Source organism: Streptomyces sp. NPDC046727, from assembly GCF_040645635.1.
Classification (GTDB): domain Bacteria; phylum Actinomycetota; class Actinomycetes; order Streptomycetales; family Streptomycetaceae; genus Streptomyces.
In genome coordinates, this window is the sequence record NZ_JBEYYR010000001.1 from 149,731 (window position 1) to 173,885 (window position 24,155).

A 24,155-nucleotide genomic window follows, 5' to 3' on the forward strand; every position below is an offset into this window, starting at 1 on the left:
AGCTGGGAAGGTCAGGCGCTGAGGATCTCGCGCGCCAGCTTCGCCGTCTCGGTCGGGGTCTTGCCGACCTTGACGCCCGCGGCCTCGAGGGCCTCCTTCTTCGCCTGGGCGGTGCCGGAGGAACCGGAGACGATGGCGCCGGCGTGGCCCATGGTCTTGCCCTCGGGCGCGGTGAAGCCCGCGACGTAGCCGACGACCGGCTTGGTCACGTTCTCCTTGATGAACGCGGCCGCGCGCTCCTCGGCGTCGCCGCCGATCTCACCGATCATCACGATGAGGTCGGTGTCGGGGTCGTCCTGGAACGCGGCCAGGGCGTCGATGTGCGTGGTGCCGATGATCGGGTCGCCACCGATGCCGACGGCGGTGGAGAAGCCGATGTCCCGCAGCTCGTACATCATCTGGTACGTCAGCGTGCCGGACTTCGACACCAGGCCGATGCGGCCCGGCTTGGTGATGTCGCCCGGGATAATGCCGACGTTCGACTGGCCCGGGGTGATGATGCCGGGGCAGTTCGGGCCGATGATGCGGGTCTTGTTGCCCTTCTTGCCGGCGTACGCCCAGAACGCGGCCGTGTCGTGCACGGCGATGCCCTCGGTGATCACGACGGCCAGCGGGATCTCGGCGTCGATGGCCTCGACGACCGCGTCCTTGGTGAACTTCTCCGGCACGAAGATGACGGAGACGTTGGCGCCGGTGGCCTCGATGGCCTCCTTGACGGTGCCGAAGACCGGTACCTCGGTGCCGTCGAAGTCGACCTTCTGACCGGCCTTGCGCGGGTTGACGCCGCCCACGACGTTGGTGCCGTCACCGAGCATGAGCTTGGTGTGCTTCATGCCCGTGGCGCCGGTCATGCCCTGGACGATGACCTTGCTGTCCTTGTTGAGCCAGATAGCCATGGTGTGTTGTGTCCTCGTCCTGAGTGCTTACTTGGCGGCGTGGGCCAGCTCGGCGGCCTTGTCGGCCGCGCCGTCCATGGTGTCGACGCGCTGCACCAGCGGGTGGTTCGCGTCGGTGAGGATCTGTCGGCCCAGCTCGGCGTTGTTGCCGTCGAGGCGGACGACGAGCGGCTTGGTGACGTTCTCGCCGCGGTCCTCCAGGAGCTTCAGGGCCTGGACGATGCCGTTGGCGACCTCGTCACAGGCGGTGATGCCACCGAAGACGTTCACGAAGACGGACTTGACGTCCGGGTCGCCCAGGATGATCTCCAGGCCGTTCGCCATGACCTGGGCGGAGGCGCCGCCACCGATGTCCAGGAAGTTGGCGGGCTTGACGCCACCGTGCTTCTCACCGGCGTACGCGACGACGTCCAGGGTGCTCATGACGAGACCCGCGCCGTTGCCGATGATGCCGACCTCGCCCTCAAGCTTGACGTAGTTGAGGTTCTTCTCCTTGGCCGCGGCCTCGAGCGGGTTGGCCGCAGCCTTGTCGTGCAGCTCGTCCCAGTCGTGGCGGAACTCGGCGTTGTCGTCGAGCGACACCTTGCCGTCGAGGGCGATGACCTCGCCGGAGGCGACCTTCGCGAGCGGGTTGACCTCGACGAGGAGGGCGTCCGACTTGATGAAGGTGTCCCACAGCTTGACGAGGACGTTCGCGACCTTGTCGGCGACCTCGGCCGGGAACTTGGCGGCCGCGACGATCTCGCGGGCCTTGGCCTCGTCCACACCGTCGATCGGGTCGATCGCGGTCTTGGCGACGGCCTCCGGACGGGTGGCCGCCACCTCCTCGATCTCCATGCCGCCCTCGACGGAGGCGATGGAGAGGAAGGTGCGGTTGGCACGGTCGAGGAGGAAGGAGACGTAGTACTCCTCGAGGATCTCCGGGGCGGTCTCGGCGATCATCACCTTGTGGACCGTGTGGCCCTTGATGTCCATGCCGAGGATGTCCGTCGCGCGGGCGACGGCCTCGTCCGCGGAGGCGGCCAGCTTGACGCCACCGGCCTTGCCGCGACCACCGACCTTCACCTGCGCCTTGACGACGGACTTGCCGCCCAGCCGCTCGGTGATCTCGCGCGCCGCCTCAGGCGTGTCGATGACTTCACCGGCCAGCACCGGTACATCGTGCTTGGCGAAGAGGTCCCTCGCCTGGTACTCGAACAGGTCCACGCGCTTCCGTCCCTATCAGTGATCTCGCGGTTCGTTGGATGCGTGGGCGTGCCGCGAAGGGCAACGTGACGTCCGCTTGTCACTAGGGGGGCGCACACGGTGTCCGAGCGCGCGGCATGTCCGTCTCGCAGGTTATCGCCGCTTGCGTGGGGTCCCTAAATCGAGGGTCACACCCGAGCGGTGATACCTGTCACATGATGCCGCGCTCCCTGGCACAGCGTGCCGTCGTATGGGTGCCGTTGCGTGCCCACGGGCGATGTGCGAGGCCTCACCGGGCTGGGGTGGACCCGGTGAGACCCCCGGACGGCCCCGGGTCGCCCGGGGCCCGGGGCGCTTGATCCCCACCCCAATGGGGACCACCCACCCCGTCCGCGCGGCTTCCCCCCGGACGAGCCGACGGCGTTCGGCCGCCCGGGTACGGCCACCGCGCGAAGCTGCCGGCGCCGCTCACTCCCGATACCGTGTGCCCCCGCCGTTACGCTGCCATTCCGGCCCGGGTCACGTTGTCACGCCGTGTCCGGTATCGGCAGGGGCCGCTTCTCCAGTGCCGCGGCCATCACCTCCGGGAACAGGTCGGGCGTGCAGGCGAAGGCCGGTGCGCCGAGCGCGGCCAGCGCCGCCGCGTGGTCCCGGTCGTACGCGGGTGCCCCCTCGTCCGACAGCGCGAGCAGCGCCACGAACTGCACCCCGGCCGCCTTCATCGCCGCGACCCGCTTGAGCATCTCGTCGCGGATGCCGCCCTCGTAGAGATCGCTGATCAGCACGACGACGGTCTCGGCCGGCCGGGTGATCTGCGCCTGGCAGTAGGCGAGCGCCCGGTTGATGTCCGTACCGCCGCCGAGCTGGGTGCCGAAGAGCACGTCCACGGGGTCGTCCAGCTGGTCGGTGAGGTCGACGACCGCCGTGTCGAACACCACCAGTCGGGTGCTGATCGACCGCATGGAGGCGAGGACCGCCCCGAACACGGACGCGTACACCACGGACGCCGCCATCGACCCGGACTGGTCGATGCAGAGCACGACCTCCTTCTTCACCGACCGCGCGGCCCGCCCGTAGCCGACGAGCCGCTCCGGTACGACCGTGCGGTGCTCGGGCAGGTAGTGCTTGAGGTTCGCCGCGATGGTGCGGTTCCAGTCGATGTCGTGGTGGCGCGGCCGGTGGATCCGCGCGCTGCGGTCCAGGGCGCCGGTGAGCGTGGCCCGGGTACGGGTGGCGAGCCGCTTCTCCAGGTCCTCGACCACCTTGCGCACGACCGCTCGTGCCGTCTCCTTCGTCGTCTCCGGCATCGCCTTGTGCAGCGAGAGCAGCGTGCCGACCAGTTGCACGTCGGCCTCCACCGCCTCCAGCATCTCCGGCTCCAGCAGCAGGGAGGCGAGGCCGAGCCGGTCGATGGCGTCGCGCTGCATGACCTGGACGACGGAGGACGGGAAGTAGCGCCGGATGTCCCCGAGCCAGCGCGCCACGGACGGCGCCGAGGCACCGAGCCCCGCCGACCGGTCCCGGCCCGACTGCGGTCTGTCGCTCCGGCCGTAGAGGGCGGCCAGCGTGCCGTCCATCGCCGCGTCCCGCCCGGACAGCGTGTGCCCGGTGCCGTCGGCCTGGTCCCCGCCGAGCACCAGCCGCCACCGCCGCAGCCGCTCCCGCGCCGGGTCCGGCACCCCCGCCGCCACCGGCTCGGCCGTCGTGTACGTCATGTCCCCACCCCCGCGAGGCTGTCGTGCCCTGCCCTGTCGTCCGCTGTCCTGTCGTGCGTCGTGCCGTGTGTCGTGTGGTGCGTGGCCGTGTCATCCTCCGCGTCCAGGCCGAGGAGCAGCCGCAGCACCGGCAGCACGGCGTCGGCGCGCCCGGTGTCCGGTTCGGTACCGAAGCCGGGGATCGCGGCCCCCTGGGCCGCGGCCCCGCCGGGCCGGTCCCCGGGGCCTCGGCGGACCAGTTCGCCGAGGGTTCTGCGCACCCCCGGCTCGTACGCCGAGAAGGTGCGCCGCAGCAGCGGCAGTACGTCCGTGAAGGCTTCCGCCGGCACCCCGGTCAGCCAGCTGTCGAGCAGGCCGAGCAGCCGCTCGTCGTGCACCAGCAGCATGCCGCCCCCGCCGCCGGCGAAGCCCTCGATCCAGGCGGCGGCAGCGGCGGGCGGCGTGCCCGGCGACAGTGCGAGCCCCATCAGCCGGGCCGCCTCCTCGGGCCGCAGCGCGCCGTCGTCCAGCAACAGCCGCACGGCCCGCCCCCGGATGACACCGGGCGCGGTGTCCCGCAGCGACAACACCCGCAGCACGGCCCGCCAACGCTCCCGCAGCCCACCACCGGCGCGGTCCCTCTCCGGAACGCCCTCTCGATCCTCGGCGTCCTCCGAGGAGGCGCCGATGCCGCTCCCGGCCCCCTCAGCAGGCTGAGCGGCGCCGTCCCGGGCGGAGCCATCCGCGTCCGCCTCGATCCCCCCGGCCGCCCCACCGCCGCCCGGGCCGCCTGGGCCGCTCCGGCCGCCCTCCGTCGGCGTACCGGCGCCCTCCCCGCCGCCGCCCGCCCACGCCCCGGGCAGGCTCTCCGTCAGCAGGCCCACCGCCGCGTGCACGGCGTCCACGTGGGCGCGCATCTCCTCCGCCGCGTCCGCGTCGAGTGCGGCGCAGGCCGGGGGCAGGCCGACGAAGACGCGCTCGGCGAGGCCCGCCGCGACCTCGGCCAGCGCGCCGGTGTCGGTGCCGCGCACATCGCCGTACCGCAGCGAGCGGACCAGGGCGGGCAGGGCCTGGGCGAGGTGCCCGACGTCGGTGTCGAGGGCCGCCCGGTCGGCGAGCACCCGCATGACCACGGGCAGCGCGTCCGGCAGCCCGGCCAGCAGGCACTGCTCGGCGAGCGCGGTGACGTCGGCGAGGGCGCTCGCCGCCGCCGCGTCGGCCTCGGCCTTGGCCCGCGCCGCCGCGTGTACGGTCGTCCCCCACACGCCCGCCTCGGCCACCCGCACCGACAGCTCGGGCTCCCAGCGCAGCCGCCAGGTCTCCCGGAAGGTGCCCGTGCTCCCCCGGGAGCGGGCCGGCTCGCCCCAGCCGACGCCGAGCAGCCGCAGCCGGTGCAGCAGCCTGCTGCGGCCGGCGTCGGTGTCCCCGCGCAGGTCCAGCTCCAGCTCGCGCTCCAGCGCCTCGGGCTTGAGCCGCAGCGAGCGCTGCTGCCGGGTCAGGTCGCGCTGCAGCGGCACCGCGGGCGCCGACTCCGGGACCTCGCCCAGGACGTCCCCGACCACCAGCCGATCGTGCACCAGCGCCAGCGGCACGTCCGAGCCGTCGCACAGCACCGCGCGCACCGCGTCGGTGGTCTCGCCCAGGCCGGGCAGCGGACGGCCGCGCAGCGCCGCCAGGGTCTCCGCGAGCCGGACGGCCTCGATGACGTGCGCGGAGGAGACAAGGCGGTCCTCCTCGCGCAGCAGCCCGGCCACCTTGGTCAGCCACCGCTCGACGGGCCGGTCGGGGGCGTGGAACAGATGCGCGTACCAGCCGGGCGAGTCGATGCCCGCGCCGTATCCGCCGGCCCGGGCCAGCCTGCGGTGCGTCCACGGCACCCAGGTCAGGTCCGTCTTGACCTTGGGCAGGCCCTTGAGCAGGGCCCGGTCGGCGGTGACGGTGGTCCTCTCGCGCAGCGCGGGCACGTGCCAGGCCCCGCACACCACGGCCACGGCGTGCCCGAACTCCTTGCGCGCATCCCGAAGCCGGAGCCGCATATGGGCCTCGCGGACCAGGTCCCGGGGGCGCCCTCCGGCGCCGTACCGCTCGCGCAGCGCGCCCATGGCCTCCGCCACCGCCGCGAACGGCGCGAAGGGGTCGCGGGCGCCCGGCCCCCGGTGCTCGACGACGTCCTCCCACCAGCGCTCGGGATCGTCGTACCCGGCGGCCTCGGCGAGCACCGCGAGGGGGTCGACGCGGACCTCGTCGCCGTCACCGGGGTCCGGTTCGGCGCCCGACTCCCGCGCTTCCTCCTCCCACGCGAGCGTGTGGGTGGCCGGCAGGTCGATGAAGCGGGCCGGGACACCCTGCTCCAGGGCCCATCGGACGGCCACCCACTCGGGGCTGAACTCGGCGAACGGCCAGAAGGCCGAGCGGCCGGGCTCGTCCACGGCGTGGGCGAGCAGCGCGACCGGGGGCCGCAGGCCGGGGTCGGCGGCTAGCGGAATCAGCGCGTCGGCCTCGGGTGGGCCCTCGATCAGGACGGCGGCGGGGCGGGCGGCGTCCAGCGCGGCCCGCACCGCGCGCGCGGAGCCGGGCCCGTGGTGCCGTACGCCGAGCAGCAGCGGCCCGGAGTCGTACGCCGTGCTCCCGCCGGGGCCGGTCATGCGCTCACCTCGCGGCAGGCGCGGTAGAAGTCGGTCCAGCCCTCGCGCTCGCGGACGACCGTCTCCAGGTACTCCTGCCAGACGACCCGGTCGGCCGCCGGGTCGCGGACGACGGCGCCGAGGATGCCGGCGGCGATGTCGCCGGGGCGCAGCACGCCGTCGCCGAAGTGGGTGGCCAGCGCGAGGCCGCCTGTGACGACGGAGATCGCCTCCGCCGTGGACAGCGTGCCGCTGGGCGACTTCAGCTTCGTGCGCCCGTCGGCGGTGATGCCGCCGCGCAGCTCGCGGAAGACGGTGACGACCCGGCGGATCTCCTCGATGCCGTCGGGCGCGGCCGGCAGGTCGAGGGAGCGGCCGAGCTGCTCGACCCGGCGGGTGACGATGTCGACCTCGGCGTCGGCGCTCTCCGGCAGGGGCAGCACGACGGTGTTGAAGCGGCGGCGCAGGGCGCTGGAGAGGTCGTTGACCCCCCGGTCGCGGTCGTTGGCGGTGGCGATCAGGTTGAACCCGCGGACCGCCTGGACCTCCTCCCCCAGCTCGGGGACGGGCAGGGTCTTCTCGGACAGGATCGTGATCAGCGTGTCCTGCACGTCGGCCGGGATGCGGGTCAGCTCCTCCACGCGGGCCGTCATGCCCTCGGCCATGGCGCGCATGACGGGGCTGGGCACGAGGGCGTCGCGGCTCGGGCCGTGGGCGAGGAGCTGCGCGTAGTTCCAGCCGTACCGGATCGCCTCCTCCGGGGTGCCGGCCGTGCCCTGCACCAGCAGCGTCGAGTCGCCGCTGACGGCGGCGGCCAGGTGCTCCGACACCCAGGTCTTGGCGGTGCCGGGCACACCGAGCAGGAGCAGGGCGCGGTCGGTGGCGAGGGTGGTGACGGCGACCTCGACGATGCGGCGCGGCCCCACGTACTTCGGTGTGATCACCGTGCCGTCCGGCAGGGTGCCGCCGAGCAGGTACGTCGCCACCGCCCACGGCGACAGCTTCCAGCGGGCCGGGCGCGGGCGGTCGTCCTGCGCGGCGAGCGCGGCGAGTTCGGCCGCGAAGGCGTGCTCGGCATGCGGTCGCAACGCCTGGGCGTTCTCGTCGCGGTCGGTTTCGGCGGTCGTCGGTCGCACGGACACAGTCATGGCTGAGGCCCCCTCCAGCTCGGCCGGTTCGGATCTGGCATCCACCGTGCACCACGCCACTGACAATCGCTCTGACCTGCACAAACGCGCCCGCCGGACCGATTGTCAGTGGTGGGACCTACCGTCGGTGGCATGACTGAGCAGGGGGTGCGCTGGACCGCGGAGCAGGTGCTGGCACTGGCGCCTGACGCCGCGTCACGCAAGGCGGGGAGCAAACTCGGCGCGGCCGGGCCGTGGTCCGGGACAGGCAGCGGAGAGGGGACGGTGTGGGGACTGTGCAAGGGCAGCGGCAGCAGGCCGTACCAGACGGTGGTGGACCTGGCCGACGCGGCCGGGCCGGCGTACAAGTGCAGTTGTCCGAGCCGTAAGTTCCCGTGCAAGCACGCGCTCGGGCTGCTGCTGCTCTGGGCGGGCGAGGACGGCCTGGTGCCGGCCGCCGCGCAGCCGCCGGACTGGGCCGGGCAGTGGCTCGCGGGCCGGCGCGGTCGCGCCGAGACCAGGAGGACGCGGGCCGAGGCGGATCCGGGCGCCGGTCCCGCCGATCCGGAGGCGGCCCGGCGGCGGGCCGAGCGCCGGGCCGAGCGGGTCACGGCGGGCGCGACCGAGCTGGAGCAGCGCCTGGCGGACCTGCTGCGCGGCGGCCTGGCCGCGGCCGAGCAGGAGGGGTACGGCCTGTGGGACGAGACGGCGGCCCGCATGGTCGACGCGCAGGCGCCCGGGCTGGCGGCGCGCGTGCGGGAGTTGGGAGCGATCCCCGCCTCGGGCGCGGGCTGGCCGGCGCGGCTGCTGGAGGAGTGCGCGCTGCTGCACCTGCTCGACCAGGGCTGGCTGCGCCGCGACCAGCTGCCGGACGCCCTCGCGGCCACGGTCCGCTCCCGGCTCGGCCTGCCCGCCGCACCGGACGGCCCGCCGGAACGCGACAGCTGGCTGGTCCTCGCCCAGTACGACACGGCGGACCCGAAACTGACGACGCGCCGGATATGGCTGCACGGCGCCGAGTCCGGCCGGACCCGGTTGCTGCTGTCCTACGGCGCGGCGGGCCGGGCCCCGGAACTGTCCCTGCCGGTCGGCCTCGCTCTGGAGGCGGAGCTGACGGCCTATCCGGGCGCCGGCCAGTCCCGGGCCGCCCTGGGCGAACGGTTCGCCGCGCCGGTCCCGGCCGCGTTCCGCCCGCCGGGCACGACCACCGCCGAGGCGGCGGCCCGGTACGGCGAGGCGCTGCGCGACGACCCGTGGCTGGACTCGGTCCCGGTGACCCTGGACCGGGTGATACCGGTCCCCGACGGCGACCGCTGGCAGCTGGCCGACGCCGACACGGACACGGCCCTCCCGCTGACCCGGGCCGCCCGCTCCCGGCCCGGGCTGTGGCGGCTGGTCGCCCTGTCCGGCGGCGCCCCCGTCACGGTCTTCGGCGAGTGCGGCCACCGCGGCTTCACCCCGCTCACGGCCTGGCCGGAGGGGGCGGGCGAGGCGGTGCCGCTGTGCTGACCGGCCGTACAGACACACCCGCGCAGGCACGCGAAGGGAAGGGAACGTGATGAACGGGACACCGACCAGCGGCGGCACCGCGGCGCCGGAAAGCTCCTGGGAGGAGCTGGTCACCACCGCGCTCCTCGGCACCGACCGGCGCGCCCCGGCGCACTCCGCGCCGGGGCGCACGGCCCCGGCGGCGCTGCTCGACGCGGCTGCCGTGGCGACGGTTCGGCGACGGGCCGGGCTGCGGCCCGCGCGGGCGGCACAGCGGCCCGAGCGAGCGCCCGCAGACCCGCGCCCGGCCCTGCCCGCACCGGCGGCGCACCGGCTCACCACCCTGCTCGCGGACCGGTCCGGCGGAGCGGCCGGCGGCCGGCGCGGCAGTTCCCCGGACCTCATGGAGCTGCTCCCGCAGTGGCTCGCGGCGGCCAACGCGCACGGGTACGCGGCACCCCCGCAGGCGCTGCCCGCCCTGCTGGACGCGGCCCGGGGCCGTACGGACCTGCGCCCGGCGGCGCTGGAGTTCGCCGGTCCGCGCGCGCTGTGGCTGGCCCGGCTGAACGCGGACTGGCGGTTCGCGCTGCGCGCGGCCCCCGGCGGCGGTGCGGCGCTGCCCGATCCGGAGGACACCGAGGCGGTGCACCGGCTGTGGCAGGAGGGGCTGTTCGCCGAGCGGGCGGCGCTGCTGGGCGCGTTGCGCGCGCGGACGCCCGCGCCGGGGCGCGAGCTGCTGGCGTCCACGTGGGCGACGGAGCGGGCGGAGGACCGGCTGATGTTCCTCGACTCGCTGCGCACGGGCCTGTCGGACGCGGACGAGCCGTTCCTGGAGCAGGTGTTGGGCGACCGCAGCCGCAATGTCCGGGCGACGGCGGCCGAACTGCTGTCGGCGCTGCCGGGCTCGGCGCTCGCCGCGCGGATGGCCGTGCGGGCCACGGCGTGCGTGGCCCTGGACCGCACCGCGCACCCGCCGGTGATCGCGGTCGAGGCGCCGCTCGAGTGCGACTCGGGCATGGAGCGGGACGGTGTCGTGGCCACACCGCCCGCGGGCCGGGGGGAACGGTCGTGGTGGCTGGGGCAGTTGGTGGAGGCGGCCCCGCTCGGCATCTGGCCGGACCGGCTCGGCGGGCGGACGGCCGAGGAGATCGTGGCGCTGCCGGTGGCGGACGGCTGGCAGGGCGAACTGCACGCGGCCTGGTGCCGGGCGGCCGTGCGGCAGCGGGACGCCGCGTGGTCGCGGGCGCTGCTCGGCTCGCCGTCGGCACCGGAGGCGGGTGGCCCGGGCGCGGTGTCCCTGGCGGAGCGCGCGAAGCTGCTGGCCGCGCTGGGACCGGCCGAACGGGCCGCGTGGGTGGCCGGGTTCATCGCCACGCACGGCCTGTCGGAGGCGTTCCAGCTGCTCGGGGTGTGCGCGGTCCCGTGGGCGCCCCCGCTGGGCCAGGCGGTGGTGGACGCCCTCAACATCGCCCGGGACGCGGGCAGTTATCCGTGGAGCTTCAGCGGGGTGATGGGGCTGGCGGAGCGCTGCCTGGACCCCGCGGAGGCCGTACGCATGGAGGCGCTGCTGGCGATACCCGACGAGCGGGAGGACGCCGCGCCGGGCGCCGGAGGGTACTGGGCCGAGGCGTTCCAGCGGCTGGTCACCACACTGCGGCTGCGGGCGGCGATGACGCGGGAACTGACACCGCCGACGCCGCCCGCCGGGTCACCGCGGGCGGTTGCTCAGCCGCCGGACGCGGCCGGCTGACGGACGTTCTCCCGGACCCACTCCACGATCGACGTGGTCGTCGCCCCCGGGGTGAAGATCTCCGCGACGCCCTTCGCCTTCAGCGGCGGGATGTCCTCCTCCGGGATGATGCCGCCGCCGAAGACGATGATGTCCTCGGCCTCCCGCTCCTTGAGCAGGTCGATGACGGCGGCGAACAGCGTGTTGTGGGCGCCGGAGAGGATGGACAGGCCGATCGCGTCGGCGTCCTCCTGGATGGCGGTGTCGACGATCTGTTCCGGCGTCTGGTGGAGACCGGTGTAGATGACCTCCATACCGCCGTCGCGCAGGGCGCGCGCGATGACCTTGGCCCCACGATCGTGGCCGTCGAGCCCCGGCTTGGCGACCACCACGCGGATCGGACCGGCTGCCACACCCATCACTGCCTCCATCAAGCGACCACGGAAGCGATCGCTTCCGTCCGTATCGACAAGTACCGCACTTTTGGCGCGTTCCGCCACCGTCGCGAAGTGAACGAACGTTATCTCCAGCATCCCGCAGCCGGCAGTTTTACGGTGCGCGGCGAGGGGGAAATCACATGGTGGGACATGAGGGCACACGGGGGACCTAGCCGTCCTCCGGGCGTGCCGACAGGAGGTCGGCCATGAAGGTCACCGGGGTATTGCCACTCTTTCTCCCGCTCTGCCGCCGCCTCTGGCCGGGCAGACTGGCCGGACTGTCCGTGACGCTGCTCAAGGCGACCGCTCTGGAGGCCGCGATCCTGGCCGGCCATCTCCTGCTGTATCCGACGGGCCTGCTCCAGGAACGCCGCCCCACCGCCTTACCCGCCGCCGACGGCACCGCCCGGCTGCCGGTCCGCCCCGGCCCGCCGGTCGTACTGCTGCACGGTTTCATCGACAACCGCTCGGTGTTCGTCCTGCTCCGCCGGGCCCTCGCGCAGGACGGCAGGCAGCGCGTCGAGTCGCTCAACTACTCTCCGCTCACCTGTGACATACGCATCGCCGCCGAGCTGCTCGGCCGGCACATCGAGGAGATCTGCGAGCGCACCGGCAGCACCCAGGTCGACATCGTGGGGCACAGCCTCGGCGGCCTGATCGCGCGCTACTACACCCAGTGCCTCGGCGGTGACCTGCGGGTTCGCACACTGGTCACGCTCGGCACCCCGCACTCCGGCACGCGGGTCGCGCCGCTGGCGAACGCGCACCCGATCGTCCGGCAGATGCGCCCCGGCTCGGCGGTGATCGAGGAGCTGTCCCGGCCCGCGCCCGGCTGCAGGACCCGCTTCGTGAGCTTCTGGAGCGACCTGGACTCCCTGATGGACCCGCTGGAGACGGCCTGCCTGGAGCATCCCGACCTCGACGCGCAGAACGTCCGGGTGAGCGGCATCGGTCATCTCGCCCTGCCCGTGCATCCGGCCGTGGCGGCCGGGATACGTGAGGCCCTCGACGCCCCGCTCCCCGGGGACCGGACCGCCGGCGGCGTGACCGTGGCCTGAGGCCGGCCGAACGGCGACCAGGAGGCCGGGCCCGATGGCCGGCTCCGAGGGGGCGCACGGCCCGCGCACAGCAGACGCATCGCCACTCGACATCGAACATTCTTCGAACACAAGGCCAAGGTCGCGTCCGGCTCCCCCGAAACACGGCCGAATGCCCGTTTCCGGCCCACGCGAAACCGGCCGAAGATTGTCGCGCCCAGGTACTGCCGGGTACAGTCGCCGCACTGCTCTGGCAGCCCCTGTTGTCGAGGCGAAAGAGAAGTTGGTGAACGACCGTCACCCGTCGGGGACCATGACCACCCCGGCCCCGGCTTCCGACGCCTCCGCCGCGCACTACGCGCAGTACGGGGCACAGGAAGCTCCCTACGACGACCTCACCACGTACGGCGGCTATGACGCCACCGGTTTTGCCGGTGGTTCCGGAAGCACCACGGCCTTCCACACCGACCCGCTCTTCGGCAGCCTCCCGGGCAGCGAGCAGACCACCGGCGCCTACGACACCACCCAGTGGCACACCGGTACCGGCCACACCCCGGCCTACGACCCGTACGCGGCCCAGCACCACGCCGCCTACGACTCCGGGGTCTACGACAACACCGCCTGGACCGTGCCCGCGCAGCCCACCGGGAACGACGTCAGTGGCCAGTGGGACGCGAACGCCTGGCTGCAGCCCGACCAGTCCGGCGGCGCCGACCCCACCCAGCAGTGGGAGTGGGGCACCCAGACCTTCGACACGGGCGCGTACGACGCCACGCAGTGGAACTCGGCCGGGCACGCCGTGCCGGCGGGGCCCGAGCAGGTTGGCGAACCGTTCGACCAGCAGGCCACCGCGACGTTCGAGGCGGTCGCCGACCCGCACGCCCCGTTCGAGCAGCCGGGCGACCCGCAGGCGACGGCGGCCTTCGAGCAGATGTCGTACGAGGACACCGCCTTCGACGAGCAGCCCTCCGGCGAGGGCGAACCGGACGCCACCGGTGAACTGCCCGCCGTGACCGGCCTGCTGGACGACCAGGAGGAGATCACTCCGGCGCCGGCGACCCGCGCGGGCTCGCGCAGCGCCTCGCGCTCCCGGCGCCGTACGCCCGCCAAGCGCTCCGCGCTGCTGACCGTCGCCGTGCCCTCGGCGTGCGTGATGGGCGTCGCCGGAATCGCCGCCGCCTCGGTCGGCGCGCTCACCGACGACTCGTCCAAGGACACCTCCACCACCGCCTCGGACGCGCACGCTGTCCAGCCGTCGGTCGCCAACAGCAAGCTGGACTCCCAGCTCAAGACGCTCTCCGCCGGCGCGACCGACTTCGCCGACCGGGCGAGCCGCACCCAGGAGCGCATCGACCTCAAGGCGCAGCAGGAACTGGAGAAGAAGAAGGCCGCCGCGGAGGCCGCGCTCAAGGAGCGGCTGCGTCCCAAGTTCGCGCTGCCGGTCGGCCAGCACGGGCTCAGCGCCTACTTCGGCCAGGCGGGCATCAACTGGATGTCGGTGCACACCGGCATCGACTTCCCGGTCTCCTACGGCACCACGGTGATGGCCGCCACCGACGGCACCGTCACCACCAAGTGGAACAGCGCCTACGGCAACATGATGATCGTGACGGCGAAGGACGGCACGGAGACCTGGTACTGCCACCTCTCCAGCTACCGCGTCGCCTCCGGTACGACCGTCAAGGCCGGCGAGCCGATCGCCTACTCCGGCAACTCGGGCAACTCCACCGGCCCGCACCTGCATTTCGAGGTCCGGCCGGCGGGCGGGTCGGCGATAGATCCGCTGCCGTGGCTCCGCAGTCACGGACTGGATCCCACCTGAGCCGCCCATCGGACCTGGGGCCCCGCTCTTCAGCGGGGCCCTTTTCCGTCGCTACAGCTTCTCCACCGGTGCGTACCGCAGCAGCAGCCGCTTCGGCTTGGCGTCGCCGAAGTCGATCGTCGCCTCCGCGTTCGCGCCCGTGCCCTTCACCGCGACGACCGTGCCGAGCCCGAACTGGTCGTGGGTGACCCGGTCCCCGACGGCCAGCGCGACCACCGGCTTCTCCGCCGTGCGCCGCGTGGCGAACCCGGACGCGCCCGACGCGGAGGAGCGCGAGCGGGTCGAGGACAGCGAGGCCGCGATCCCGGACGCCGGCCCGGAGGACACCGGCGCCGCCGCTCCCGTCCGCTTCCACTCCACGTGGGTGGCCGGGATCTCCTCCAGGAAGCGGGAGGGCGGGTTGTACGACGGCTGGCCCCAGGCGCTGCGCATCGCCGACCGAGTGAGGTACAGCCGCTCCCGCGCGCGTGTGATGCCGACGTACGCCAGGCGCCGCTCCTCCTCCAGTTCCTTGGTCTGGCCGAGGGCACGCATGTGCGGGAAGACGCCGTCCTCCATGCCCGTCAGGAACACGACCGGGAACTCCAGGCCCTTGGCGGTGTGCAGGGTCATCAGCGTGACGACGCCGTCGCCGTCCTCCTCGTCCGGGATCTGGTCGGAGTCGGCGACCAGCGCGACCCGTTCCAGGAAGTCGGCGAGCGTGCCCTGCTCGCCCTCCCCGTACTCCTGCTCGAACTCCAGGGCCACGGACGCGAGTTCCTGGAGGTTCTCGATCCGGGTCTCGTCCTGGGGGTCGGTGGAGGCCTGCAACTCGGCCAGGTAGCCGGTGCGTTCGAGGACCGCTTCGAGGATCGTGGCCGGTCCGGAGCCGGACTCCACGATCGTGCGCAGGTCCTCCATCAGCGCGTTGAACCGCTTGACCGCGTTGGTGGAGCGCGCGGCCATCCCGTACGCCTCGTCCACGCGCTTCAGGGCCTGCGGGAAGCTGATCTTCTCGCGCTGGGAGAGGGCGTCGATCATCGCCTCCGCGCGCTCGCCGATGCCCCGCTTGGGCACGTTGAGGATGCGGCGCAGCGGCACCGAGTCCTCGGGGTTGGCGAGGACCCGCAGGTAGGCGAGGACGTCCCGGACCTCCTTGCGCTCGTAGAAGCGGACACCGCCGACGACCTTGTAGGGCAGGCCGACGCGGATGAAGACCTCTTCGAAGACACGCGACTGGGCGTTGGTGCGGTAGAAGACGGCGACGTCTCCCGCGCGCGTCGCGCCGGCGTCGACCAGGCGGTCTATCTCGTCGGCGACGAACTGGGCCTCGTCGTGCTCGGTGTCGGCGACGTACCCGACGATCCCGGCGCCCTGGCCGGCGTTGGTCCACAGGTTCTTCGGGCGGCGGGACTCGTTGCGCTCGATGACCGCGTTGGCGGCGGACAGGATGGTCTGCGTGGAGCGATAGTTCTGCTCCAGCAGGATCGTCGTCGCGTTCGGGTAGTCCTCCTCGAACTGGAGGATGTTGCGGATCGTCGCACCCCGGAAGGCGTAGATCGACTGGTCCGCGTCACCCACGACACAGAGTTCGGCGGGCGGGATGTCGTGCTCGCTCGCGGGCGTCTCCGCGTCGTGGTCGCCGGTGCCGACCAGCTCGCGGACCAGCGCGTACTGGGCGTGGTTGGTGTCCTGGTACTCGTCGACCAGGACGTGCCGGAAGCGGCGGCGGTAGTGCTCGGCGACGTCCGGGAAGGCGCGCAGCAGGTTGACCGTCGTCATGATCAGGTCGTCGAAGTCCAGCGCGTTCGCCTCGCGCAGCCGCGACTGGTAGAGCGCGTAGGCCTGGGCGAGGGTCTTCTCGAAGCCGTCGGCGGCCTGGGCGGCGAAGTCCTCCTCGTCGATCAGCTCGTTCTTCAGGTTGCTGATCTTGGCGCTGAAGGACTTGGGCGGGAAGCGCTTGGGATCGAGGTCCAGGTCGCGGCAGACCAGGGCCATCAGGCGCTTGCTGTCGGCGGCGTCGTAGATCGAGAACGACGACGTGAAGCCGAGCTTCTTCGACTCGCGGCGCAGGATGCGCACGCACGCGCTGTGGAAGGTCATCACCCACATCGCGTTCGCGCGCGGGCCGACGAGCTGCTCGACGCGCTCCTTCATCTCGCCCGCGGCCTTGTTGGTGAAGGTGATCGCGAGGATCTGGCCCGGGTGGACGTCCCGCTCGGCGAGGAGGTAGGCGATGCGGTGGGTCAGCACGCGGGTCTTGCCGGAGCCGGCGCCGGCGACGATGAGCAGCGGGGAGCCGGCGTGCTCGACCGCGGCGCGCTGGTTCTCGTTCAGCCCCGCCAGGAGGGCCGCCGCGTCGAGCACGGGGCGCGGGGCGCCATCGCGGTAGTACGCGTCCCGGTCCGGCGGCACGTCGAACTTCCCGCCGAACAGATCGTCCGGAAGCGGCTCCGGAGCGTGATCGTCCTCGGGCGGCGGCGGGGGTTCCTCCTCGCGCCCGCGAGGGGGCTGGAGGTCCGCCAGGAAGCTGTCGTCAAAGAGGCTGCTCATCGCTCTCCGAGTCTAGGGCGCCCCACCGACAACCGGTCCCGGTCCCGGGAACATGGCTCACTTCCCGGACAGCCGATCCCCGCCCCGACGGCGCCCGGCGACCGCTCACCCAGCGGAAGCACCTGGTCACACGCGTGTGAAACCTCTGCCAGGTCACAGAAATGTATCGGACATACCGCACACCAACCTTCACAGAAGACACACGAGTTGGCTAGGTTGCCGTCAGGCCGCACGACCCCACTCCGGCGAACGTCGCCGGGCCGCGCGGCCTCCGCCGAGTCCGGCGCGCCCCCGCACGGTGCCCGGAGCCGGGGACCCACCGATCCCGGGGTGAATCGGCCGACTCCCGCCCGGGACGACGCCGTAGGGCAACCCTTCCAAGCACCCGCCCGAACCCGACAGCTAACCCGGTAGGCGGCAGTACGGAAGGAGTCGCCTCCTTTGGCGTCGCACCGCAAGCCTCGCCCCGGCGGGACCCCGGGGACGGGTATCCGCACCCCCGCCCTCGCCACCGCCGCCCTCACCTCCGTGGCGGTCCTCTCCCAGAGCGCCGAGGCCACGCCCATGGCCGCGCACGGCAAGCCGAGCCTGGAGGAGGTCGAGCGGAAGATCGACGACCTGTACCGCCGGGCGGAGTCGACGGCCGAGACATCCGGGGCGTCCTTCGCGTCCCTCATGTCCGGCACGGGCAGGGACCGGGCCGAATGGGCTCAGGAGGCCGAGCGGGCGCGGCAGGCCGAGCGGGCCGACCGGGCGCGGCAGGCCGAGCGGGCCGAGGATTCACGGCGCCGCGCGGACAGTCTCCAACGGCTCCGCGACGAGGTCGCCCGGCGCGCCCAGGGCCGTGGCCTGCCCGCCCAGCGGGGGGCGGTCCCGGCCCAGCGCGGCTCCACGCCGGCCCCGGACACCACCCCGACGGCGCCCGTGAGGGACACGCGCGGCACACCGCCGTCCGTGCCGTCCACGCCTTCCACGCCGTCCGTGCGGGATGCGGCCCCTGCCTCGCCCGTGCGGGACCAGGACATCCCTCCATACGTACGGGACACGGGGATGACTCAGCCAGGACGGGACCAGGCCGCCACCCCGTCCGTACCGGGCGCGCGCACGGCCTCGCCCCTTCGGGACACGCCGGGCGCCGTGCCGGTTCGGGACATGGGCGATGCCCCGGCCGCGTCCGGCACCGCCGCTGTGACATCGGCCGGCAGCCCGCGGGAAGCCGCCGCGAGCGGTCCGAAGGCGGCCAAGGCCGCCGTTCAGAAAAAGCTCGCCCACGCGCGCGTGCTGCTGGCGCAGCAGACCGCCCAGGGCGCCGCGACACCGTCCGGCACGTACGCGAGCAAGGCCAGGAAAGCCATCGCCTTCGCCCGCGCCCAGCTCGGCAAGCCGTGTCTGGCGGGCACCGCCGGTCCCGGCTCCTACGACTGCTCGGGCCTCACCCAGGCCGCCTGGAAGTCCGCCGGCGTCACCCTCCCGCGCACCGCGCGCGAGCAGGCCGACGCCGGCACCCCGGTCCCGCCGGACGAGGCCCGCCCCGGCGACCTCGTGTTCTTCCGTGACGACGTCAGCCATGTCGGGCTCTGCACCGGTGACGGCATGATGATCCACGCTCCCCGGCCGGGGGCGTACGTCCGCGAGGAGCCGGTCTCCGGCGTCGGCGGGGCGGCCGTCCACAGCGTGGTACGGCCGGGCTGACCGAGCGCGACGGGGATCAGGTCCAGAGGACGGCGATGAAGATGTTGGCCATGGTCAGCAGGCCGACCAGCCCGAAGATCCCCTTGTCGATCCGCTCCTCGTCCCGCTTCACGTAGACCAGGCCGAGGATCACGATCAGCAGGGCCAGCTTCACGCCGATCTTGATGTTGTTGACGTGGTGACCGTCGGCCTGGTCGAGGCCGACGAGAGCCACGCCGGTGACCAGCATGGTCAGCGCGCCGTGCAGCATCCCGGGCACGAACCGGGCCGTGCCCTGGCCCATCGCCTTCATCTGGGTGAGGAAGCCGCCGAGCAGCGCGGCGATGCCGATGATGTGCAGGCCGACGAAGAGATGGATGAGTACGTCCATGGAGCCGGAGCCTAACGAGGAGCCACCACGCCTCCCGCCACCGGGCCCACCGTCCGGCGGCCGGGAGGGGGCGCTGTGACGGTGTGTGGCCACGCACCGCGGGTCTTGCATATATGCGCCCTATAGCACCCCACACCTCCCGCCTGTCCCGCTTTCCGTGCTTCGATCACCACGCTGCGTGAAGGTGACGATGCCGACCCGGCCGCGCGGTCACATATGGTCACTTCCCGGTCTGTCACAGCCAGTTCCGTACACCGCGTTACCTGCTTGTCACCGTCCGGCCTAGCGTCCTCCCCCAGGTGACCGGCTCCCCACCGCCGCCCGGACCGGGACGGCAGCCGGCCACCACCGCCGAGAAAGGCCCGGCGGCGGCCCGATCCCCCTGTGCGGGCCGCCGCGGGGCGTACTGACCGCTCGCTCGTACGAGTCGTACGGAAGGACGTGACAGTCCAGGTGGCAGCGCACCGCAAGCCCCCGCAACGCCCGCTCAGCGGCCACGCGGCCCGGACGGCCGCCACTCTCGCCCTGGCGGGCGCGGCCACCGCGACCGGCTTCGACGGGACGGCGAACGCCGCGCCGCAGCTGACGCAGGCGCAGGTGAAGGCCAAGGTGGACACGTTGTACCGGGAGGCCGAGGCCGCCACCGAGAAGTACAACGGGGCGAAGGAGGAGTCGGACTCGGCCCAGCGGCGGCTGAGCGCGCTCCAGGAAGAGACCGCCCGCGGTCAGGAGAAGCTCAACTCCGCCCGGGACGCGCTGGGTTCGATGGTGGCGGCGCAGTACCGGGACGGCGGCATCGACCCGGCCTGGCAACTGGCCCTCTCCAGCGATCCCGACCGGTACCTGGACGGCGCCGCGCTCGCGGAGCGGGTCGGTGACCGGCAGGCCGGCGCGGTGTCGCGGGTGCGCCGGCAGCTGCGGGAGATCGAGCGGCTGCGCGGTGCCGCGCGCATCGAGCTGACGTCACTGCGGTCACGGCAGGCCGAGCTGAAGCGGCAGAAGAAGACCGTCGTCGGCAAGCTGGACGAGGCCCGGCGACTGCTGGCGCGGCTGACTCCGCGGCAGCGGGCCGAGGTCACCGGTGCCGACGGCACGGCCGGACGCGCCTCCCGGTCGGCCGCGGACCCGCGGGAGCCGCTGGAGCGGGCCGGTTCGGTACCGGCCCCCACCGCGCGCGCCGCGGCGGCCGTCTCCTACGCCTACGGCAAGCTCGGCAGCCCCTATGTGTGGGGCGCCACCGGCCCGAACGCCTTCGACTGCTCGGGCCTGGCCCAGGCCGCCTACCGCTCCGCCGGCATCTCCCTGCCCCGCACCACCTACGCCCAGATCAACGCGGGCCGGCGGGTCTCCCGCTCCGAACTCCAGCCCGGGGACCTGGTGTTCTTCTACTCCGGGATCAGTCACGTCGGCATCTACGTGGGCAACGGCCAGATGATCCACGCGCCGAACCCCTCGGCGCCGGTCCGCCTGGCCCCGATCGACCAGATGCCGTTCGCCGGGGCGACCAGGGTGGCGTGACGGGCAGGCGTTGCGGGCGGGTCAGACCAGCCGGCGCGCGGTCGCCCAGCGGGTCAGCTCGTGCCGGTTGGACAGCTGGAGCTTGCGCAGGACCGCCGACACATGCGACTCGACCGTCTTCACCGAGATGAACAGCTGCTTGGCGATCTCCTTGTAGGCGTAGCCACGGGCGATCAGGCGCAGCACCTCGCGCTCCCGCTGGGTGAGGCGGTCCAGGTCCTCGTCCACCGGCGGGGCGTCGGTGGAGGCGAAGGCGTCCAGGACGAACCCGGCCAGCCGCGGGGAGAAGACGGCGTCGCCCTCCTGCACGCGGAAGATGGAGTCGACCAGGTCGGTGCCGGTGATGGTCTTGGTGACATAGCCGCGGGCGCCGCCGCGGATCACCCCGATCACGTCCTCCGCCGCGTCCGACACGGACAGCGCGAGGAAGCGGACGGGCTGCTCGGCGTCCGCCATCAACGCGGCGCACCGGCGCAGCACTTCGACTCCGCCGCCGCCCGGCAGATGGACGTCGAGGAGGACCACCTCGGGCCGGGTCGAGGTGATGACGGTGACCGCCTGGTCGACGTCCGCGGCCTCGCCGACCACCTCGACACCGGTCTCGGCGGTCTGGCCGATCTCGGCCTGGACGCCGGTGCGGAACATCCGGTGGTCGTCCACGAGCACCACCCGCACATGCCGCCCGCCAGAGCCCCCGTCGGGCCGGCCGGACCCGGCCGCCTCCGCCGCTCCCGCCGTGCCGTTCGCCTCGGTCGCATCGCTCATGACGTCTTCTCCGCCCTCTCCATCTCCAGCTCGACCTCCGTACCGCCGCCCGGCACCGCCCGCAGCCGGGCCGTGCCGCCGTTTCGCTCCATGCGGCCGATGATCGATTCTCTGACGCCCATGCGGTCGGCGGGTATCGCGTCGAGGTCGAAGCCAGGGCCGCGGTCCCGCACGGACACGAAGACCGTCCTCCCCTCGACTTCGGCGTAGACCTGTACGGCGCCGCCCTCGCCACCGTACTTGGCGGCGTTCACCATCGCCTCGCGCGCGGCCTGCATCTGCGCGGCGGTCTTCTCGTCGAGCGGGCAGTCGCCGACGATCACGACCTCGATGGGCACACCGTGCTTGTCCTCCACCTCGGCGGCATTGCGCCGCACCGCCTCGGCGACCGTGTCCGGCTCGTCGGCCTCGTCCTTGCCGGTGCCCTCCGGCTTGTAGAGCCAGGTGCGCAGGTCGCGCTCCTGGGCGCGGGCGAGGCGGCGCACCTCGCTCGCGTTGTCGGCGTTGCGCTGGATCAGGGTGAGGGTGTGCAGCACGGAGTCGTGGACGTGGGCGGCGACCTCGGCGCGCTCCTGGGCGCGGATGCGCATCAGCCGTTCCTCGGACAGGTCCTGGGTCATGCGGACCAGGTAGGGGCCGGCGAGCAGGGTGATACCGACGAGGACGGCGAGCGCGGCCTGGAGAACCGCGCCGAGGTGGGCGGTCGAGCCTTGGAGCACGAAGACGGCGGAGACACCGGCCGTGACGAGGAGGACGCCGCCGGCCGCGCGCAGCAGGGTGAGGGTGCGGCGCCGCCGGCCGGCCTCGACCCAGCGGGCCCGGCGGGCGTTGTCCGCCTGGCGCCAGACGAGGGCGACACCGGCCGCGACGAGCACGGCGGGCACCAGGTACGCCTTGGCCGCGCTGCCCAGGTTGACGCTGCCCACGAAGACCATCGACACGATGACCATGAGGAGCAGCGCGACGATCTGTCCCCGGTCCGGCTTGCGGGCCACCAGTCTGCGGCGGCCGTCCGGCGAGGCCTCGGTGCCCACCAGCGACGGCTTCTGGTCGCCGACGCCGCCGATGCCGAGCGGTACGAAGAACCAGAACGCCGCGTACAGCAGCGCGCCGAGTCCGTCGGCCATGAACAGGCCGACGAAGGCGAGCCGCACCCAGACGACGGGCAGCCCGAGATGCCCGGCGAGGCCCCGCGCCACTCCGCCGAGCCAGCGTCCGTCGCTGCTGCGGTAGAGCTTGCGCGGAGGCCGCGGGTCGTCGAGTGGCAGGCTTGCGGCTTCCGGCATGCCAACGATGGTCACACGACCGGCCGGGCAGAGCATCAGGGTCGGCCCCCGAGACGCCCCTGATCTTCCGCCGGGGCCGGTCCGGGTGGGCGGATCGTGCACCGGTCCACGGCGATCCGCGCCGCTCGAACGGTTCCCCGTCCCGTCTCAGGGCCGATTTCAGGGTTGGCCCAGGGTCGTCCCGACTGCCGTCGCGGCGGCCGGGCCGTCACCATGGACGCATGACGGATCACGAGCACGCCGCGACGGGTCCGGGACCCGGCACCGGCCCGCGCCCGGCCCCGGGCACCGGACCGACGGATGCCGCGCCCGCCGCGACGGGAGAGACAGGAGCGGCCGGCACCGGCACCCCCGCCGACAGCAACACCGGCACCGGGGGCACGGACGCCCACGCCCCTTCGGACTCCCACGCCCACTCGGACTCCCGCTCCCGGACCGGCACCCGGTCCCCCGCCGACGAGCCGGAGCAGCCGGAGGCCCCTGAGGTCCCGGCCCGGTTCCGGCGCGACCGCGGGCACAAGATGGTCGCGGGCGTGTGCGCGGGACTGGGGCGGCAGACCGACATGGACCCGGTGATCTTCCGGATCACCCTGGCCGTGCTGTCCGCGACCGGCGGCCTCGGCCTCATCTTCTACGGCTTCGTCTGGCTCCTGGTGCCGTACGAGGACGAGGAGGAGAACGAGCTGCGCAAGCTCTTCACGGGCCGGGTCGACGGCCAGGCGCTGGCCGCCGTGCTGTTCGCACTGGTCGGCTGCGGGATCTTCCTGACGATGCTGAGAAACGGCGGAGTGCTGGCGTTCGCCACGGTGCTCTCGCTGCTGCTCGCGGGCGCGGGGTACTGGTCGCGGCGCCGTGGCGCCGCCGATCCCGATCCCCTGGCCGCGCAGGCCGCCGCCGACGCCCCGCCGGAGGCCCAGGCGCCGCCGGTCGTCACCACCTACCCCTCCTGGTGGCGGGACCCGATCGTCAAGGACGGCACCCATGTCGGCGGCACCGGCTATCTGTGGGGGCCGGACGACGCCCGCGAGCGGGACCTGCTCTCGGTCGTGGACGTCGGCATGGCCACCCCCTGGACACACCCCGGGGCGATACAGCCGCCGCGCGCCGCGCCCCCGAGACCGCGCGGCCCCCGCTGGATCGGCGGCTGGGTGTTCCTGTTCGCCCTGCTGGCGGGCGGCCTGGGCACCGGTCTCAGCTGGGACACGCACCCGCTGGGCACCAGCCTGCAGACCGGTCTGGCGTGCGCGCTCGCGGTGTTCGGGCTGGGCATCGCCGGCAGCGCGGTCCTGGGCCGGACCGGGGCCGGGACGGTGTTCCTGGCACTGGTCACGGCGGCCCTGCTCGCCGGGGCGGCGGCCCTGCCCCGGGACATCACCACTCACTGGCGGGAGACGTCCTGGAAGCCGGCCGCGACGGCCCAGGTGCGGTCCGGGTACGACCTCGGCACCGGGCGGGGCACCCTGGATCTGACCCGGGTGCACCCGGGTCAGGGGCAGACGGTCGCCACGGACGCCCGGGTGGGTGCGGGACAGCTGAAGGTGATCGTGCCGGCGGACGCGACGGTGAAGATGAGCATCGATGTGGGAGTGGGCGACATCCGGTTGCCCGGGGACAGCGGAAAGGACGTGGACGTGCAGCCCGGCAGGCACAAGGACGTGACGCTGGCACCGGCCAAGGGTGCCGGGAGGTCCGGCACGCTGGATCTGACGCTCGGCGTCGGGGTGGGACAGGTGGAGGTCAGCCGTGCTGCGTCATGAGTTCCAGCCCGGGAAGCTGGTCGCCGGGCTCTTCCTCACCGTCACGGGTGTGGTCTACGCGGGGGACGCGGGCGGCCTGTGGGACACGCCGTGGTTCGTGGTCGTCCCGCTGGTCGTGGGCGGCCTCTGCCTGGCCGGTGTCACGGCCGCGCTGGCCCGGGGGATACGCAGACGCGGCGGCGCCGAGCGCGGCTAG

The 24,155-nt window shown here is 73.4% G+C and carries 18 protein-coding genes and 1 riboswitch; of the genes, 8 read left to right on the forward strand and 10 right to left on the reverse strand.

Going from position 1 to position 24,155, the window contains the following annotated elements; all coding sequences use genetic code 11:
• Nucleotides 1-11: 11 nt before the first annotated feature.
• From sucD to ABZ937_RS00670, 5 genes are all read right to left on the reverse strand, one after another.
• The gene (sucD, locus tag ABZ937_RS00650) at nucleotides 12-896 is read right to left on the reverse strand and encodes a succinate--CoA ligase subunit alpha (protein WP_361227799.1); all 885 of its coding nucleotides are present in this window, start codon (nucleotides 894-896) and stop codon (nucleotides 12-14) included.
• A gap of 27 nt (nucleotides 897-923) precedes the next feature.
• Nucleotides 924-2,102: an ADP-forming succinate--CoA ligase subunit beta gene (gene sucC, locus ABZ937_RS00655; protein ID WP_361684176.1), complete on the reverse strand. Its 1,179-nt coding sequence runs from the start codon at nucleotides 2,100-2,102 to the stop codon at nucleotides 924-926.
• Nucleotides 2,103-2,608: 506 nt separating this feature from the next.
• A complete protein-coding gene (locus ABZ937_RS00660; RefSeq protein WP_361684178.1) occupies nucleotides 2,609-3,796 on the reverse strand; it encodes a VWA domain-containing protein in 1,188 nt (395 codons plus the stop codon).
• A complete protein-coding gene (locus tag ABZ937_RS00665) occupies nucleotides 3,793-6,420 on the reverse strand; it encodes a DUF5682 family protein (protein WP_361684180.1) in 2,628 nt (875 codons plus the stop codon). Before ABZ937_RS00665 ends, ABZ937_RS00660 begins: the two co-directional genes overlap by 4 nt.
• On the reverse strand, nucleotides 6,417-7,547 hold the full coding sequence (locus ABZ937_RS00670; RefSeq protein WP_361684182.1) for an AAA family ATPase: 1,131 nt from the start codon (nucleotides 7,545-7,547) through the stop codon (nucleotides 6,417-6,419). The genes ABZ937_RS00665 and ABZ937_RS00670 overlap by 4 nt, the downstream gene beginning before the upstream one ends.
• A 132-nt stretch (nucleotides 7,548-7,679) precedes the next feature.
• On the opposite strand from ABZ937_RS00670, the gene ABZ937_RS00675 reads away from it, so the two are divergent.
• Both ABZ937_RS00675 and ABZ937_RS00680 read left to right on the forward strand, forming a co-directional pair.
• Entirely contained in the window at nucleotides 7,680-9,035 is a 1,356-nt protein-coding gene (locus tag ABZ937_RS00675) for an SWIM zinc finger family protein (RefSeq protein WP_361684184.1), read from the forward strand.
• 49 nt (nucleotides 9,036-9,084) lie between these two features.
• On the forward strand, nucleotides 9,085-10,764 hold the full coding sequence (locus ABZ937_RS00680) for a DUF5691 domain-containing protein (protein WP_361684186.1): 1,680 nt from the start codon (nucleotides 9,085-9,087) through the stop codon (nucleotides 10,762-10,764).
• On the opposite strand, the gene ABZ937_RS00685 is transcribed toward ABZ937_RS00680, so the two are convergent.
• On the reverse strand, nucleotides 10,740-11,162 hold the full coding sequence (locus ABZ937_RS00685; RefSeq protein ID WP_361684188.1) for a cobalamin B12-binding domain-containing protein: 423 nt from the start codon (nucleotides 11,160-11,162) through the stop codon (nucleotides 10,740-10,742). The two genes, ABZ937_RS00680 and ABZ937_RS00685, sit on opposite strands and share 25 nt — an antisense overlap.
• A gap of 224 nt (nucleotides 11,163-11,386) precedes the next feature.
• Here ABZ937_RS00685 and ABZ937_RS00690 point away from each other — a divergent pair, with 224 nt between their 5' ends.
• Both ABZ937_RS00690 and ABZ937_RS00695 read left to right on the forward strand, forming a co-directional pair.
• Nucleotides 11,387-12,238 carry an alpha/beta fold hydrolase gene (locus tag ABZ937_RS00690; protein ID WP_361684190.1) on the forward strand — a complete coding sequence of 284 codons (852 nt, stop codon included), beginning with the start codon at nucleotides 11,387-11,389 and terminating at the stop codon, nucleotides 12,236-12,238.
• A 265-nt stretch (nucleotides 12,239-12,503) separates the two neighbouring features.
• Nucleotides 12,504-14,039, forward strand: a complete 1,536-nt coding sequence (locus ABZ937_RS00695; protein WP_361684192.1) for a M23 family metallopeptidase — start codon at nucleotides 12,504-12,506, stop codon at nucleotides 14,037-14,039.
• A 51-nt stretch (nucleotides 14,040-14,090) separates the two neighbouring features.
• Here the strand turns inward: ABZ937_RS00695 and pcrA are convergent, their stop codons facing one another.
• Nucleotides 14,091-16,571, reverse strand: a complete 2,481-nt coding sequence (pcrA, locus tag ABZ937_RS00700; protein WP_361684194.1) for a DNA helicase PcrA — start codon at nucleotides 16,569-16,571, stop codon at nucleotides 14,091-14,093.
• Between the two features lie 262 nt (nucleotides 16,572-16,833).
• A riboswitch (cyclic di-AMP (ydaO/yuaA leader) is annotated at nucleotides 16,834-17,004 on the forward strand.
• An 8-nt stretch (nucleotides 17,005-17,012) separates the two neighbouring features.
• On the opposite strand from pcrA, the gene ABZ937_RS00705 reads away from it, so the two are divergent.
• Nucleotides 17,013-18,263: an NlpC/P60 family protein gene (locus ABZ937_RS00705; protein ID WP_361684196.1), complete on the forward strand. Its 1,251-nt coding sequence runs from the start codon at nucleotides 17,013-17,015 to the stop codon at nucleotides 18,261-18,263.
• A gap of 16 nt (nucleotides 18,264-18,279) precedes the next feature.
• Here the strand turns inward: ABZ937_RS00705 and ABZ937_RS00710 are convergent, their stop codons facing one another.
• Entirely contained in the window at nucleotides 18,280-18,633 is a 354-nt protein-coding gene (locus ABZ937_RS00710; protein WP_361684198.1) for a hypothetical protein, read from the reverse strand.
• 453 nt (nucleotides 18,634-19,086) lie between these two features.
• On the opposite strand from ABZ937_RS00710, the gene ABZ937_RS00715 reads away from it, so the two are divergent.
• Nucleotides 19,087-20,151, forward strand: a complete 1,065-nt coding sequence (locus ABZ937_RS00715; protein ID WP_361684200.1) for an NlpC/P60 family protein — start codon at nucleotides 19,087-19,089, stop codon at nucleotides 20,149-20,151.
• Between the two features lie 21 nt (nucleotides 20,152-20,172).
• On the opposite strand, the gene ABZ937_RS00720 is transcribed toward ABZ937_RS00715, so the two are convergent.
• The gene (locus ABZ937_RS00720; RefSeq protein WP_361684202.1) at nucleotides 20,173-20,916 is read right to left on the reverse strand and encodes a response regulator transcription factor; all 744 of its coding nucleotides are present in this window, start codon (nucleotides 20,914-20,916) and stop codon (nucleotides 20,173-20,175) included.
• Nucleotides 20,913-22,238 carry a PspC domain-containing protein gene (locus ABZ937_RS00725; protein WP_361684204.1) on the reverse strand — a complete coding sequence of 442 codons (1,326 nt, stop codon included), beginning with the start codon at nucleotides 22,236-22,238 and terminating at the stop codon, nucleotides 20,913-20,915. The genes ABZ937_RS00720 and ABZ937_RS00725 overlap by 4 nt, the downstream gene beginning before the upstream one ends.
• 185 nt (nucleotides 22,239-22,423) lie before the next feature.
• Here ABZ937_RS00725 and ABZ937_RS00730 point away from each other — a divergent pair, with 185 nt between their 5' ends.
• The gene (locus ABZ937_RS00730) at nucleotides 22,424-23,959 is read left to right on the forward strand and encodes a PspC domain-containing protein (RefSeq protein ID WP_361684206.1); all 1,536 of its coding nucleotides are present in this window, start codon (nucleotides 22,424-22,426) and stop codon (nucleotides 23,957-23,959) included.
• A complete protein-coding gene (locus ABZ937_RS00735) occupies nucleotides 23,946-24,155 on the forward strand; it encodes a hypothetical protein (RefSeq protein ID WP_361684208.1) in 210 nt (69 codons plus the stop codon). Before ABZ937_RS00730 ends, ABZ937_RS00735 begins: the two co-directional genes overlap by 14 nt.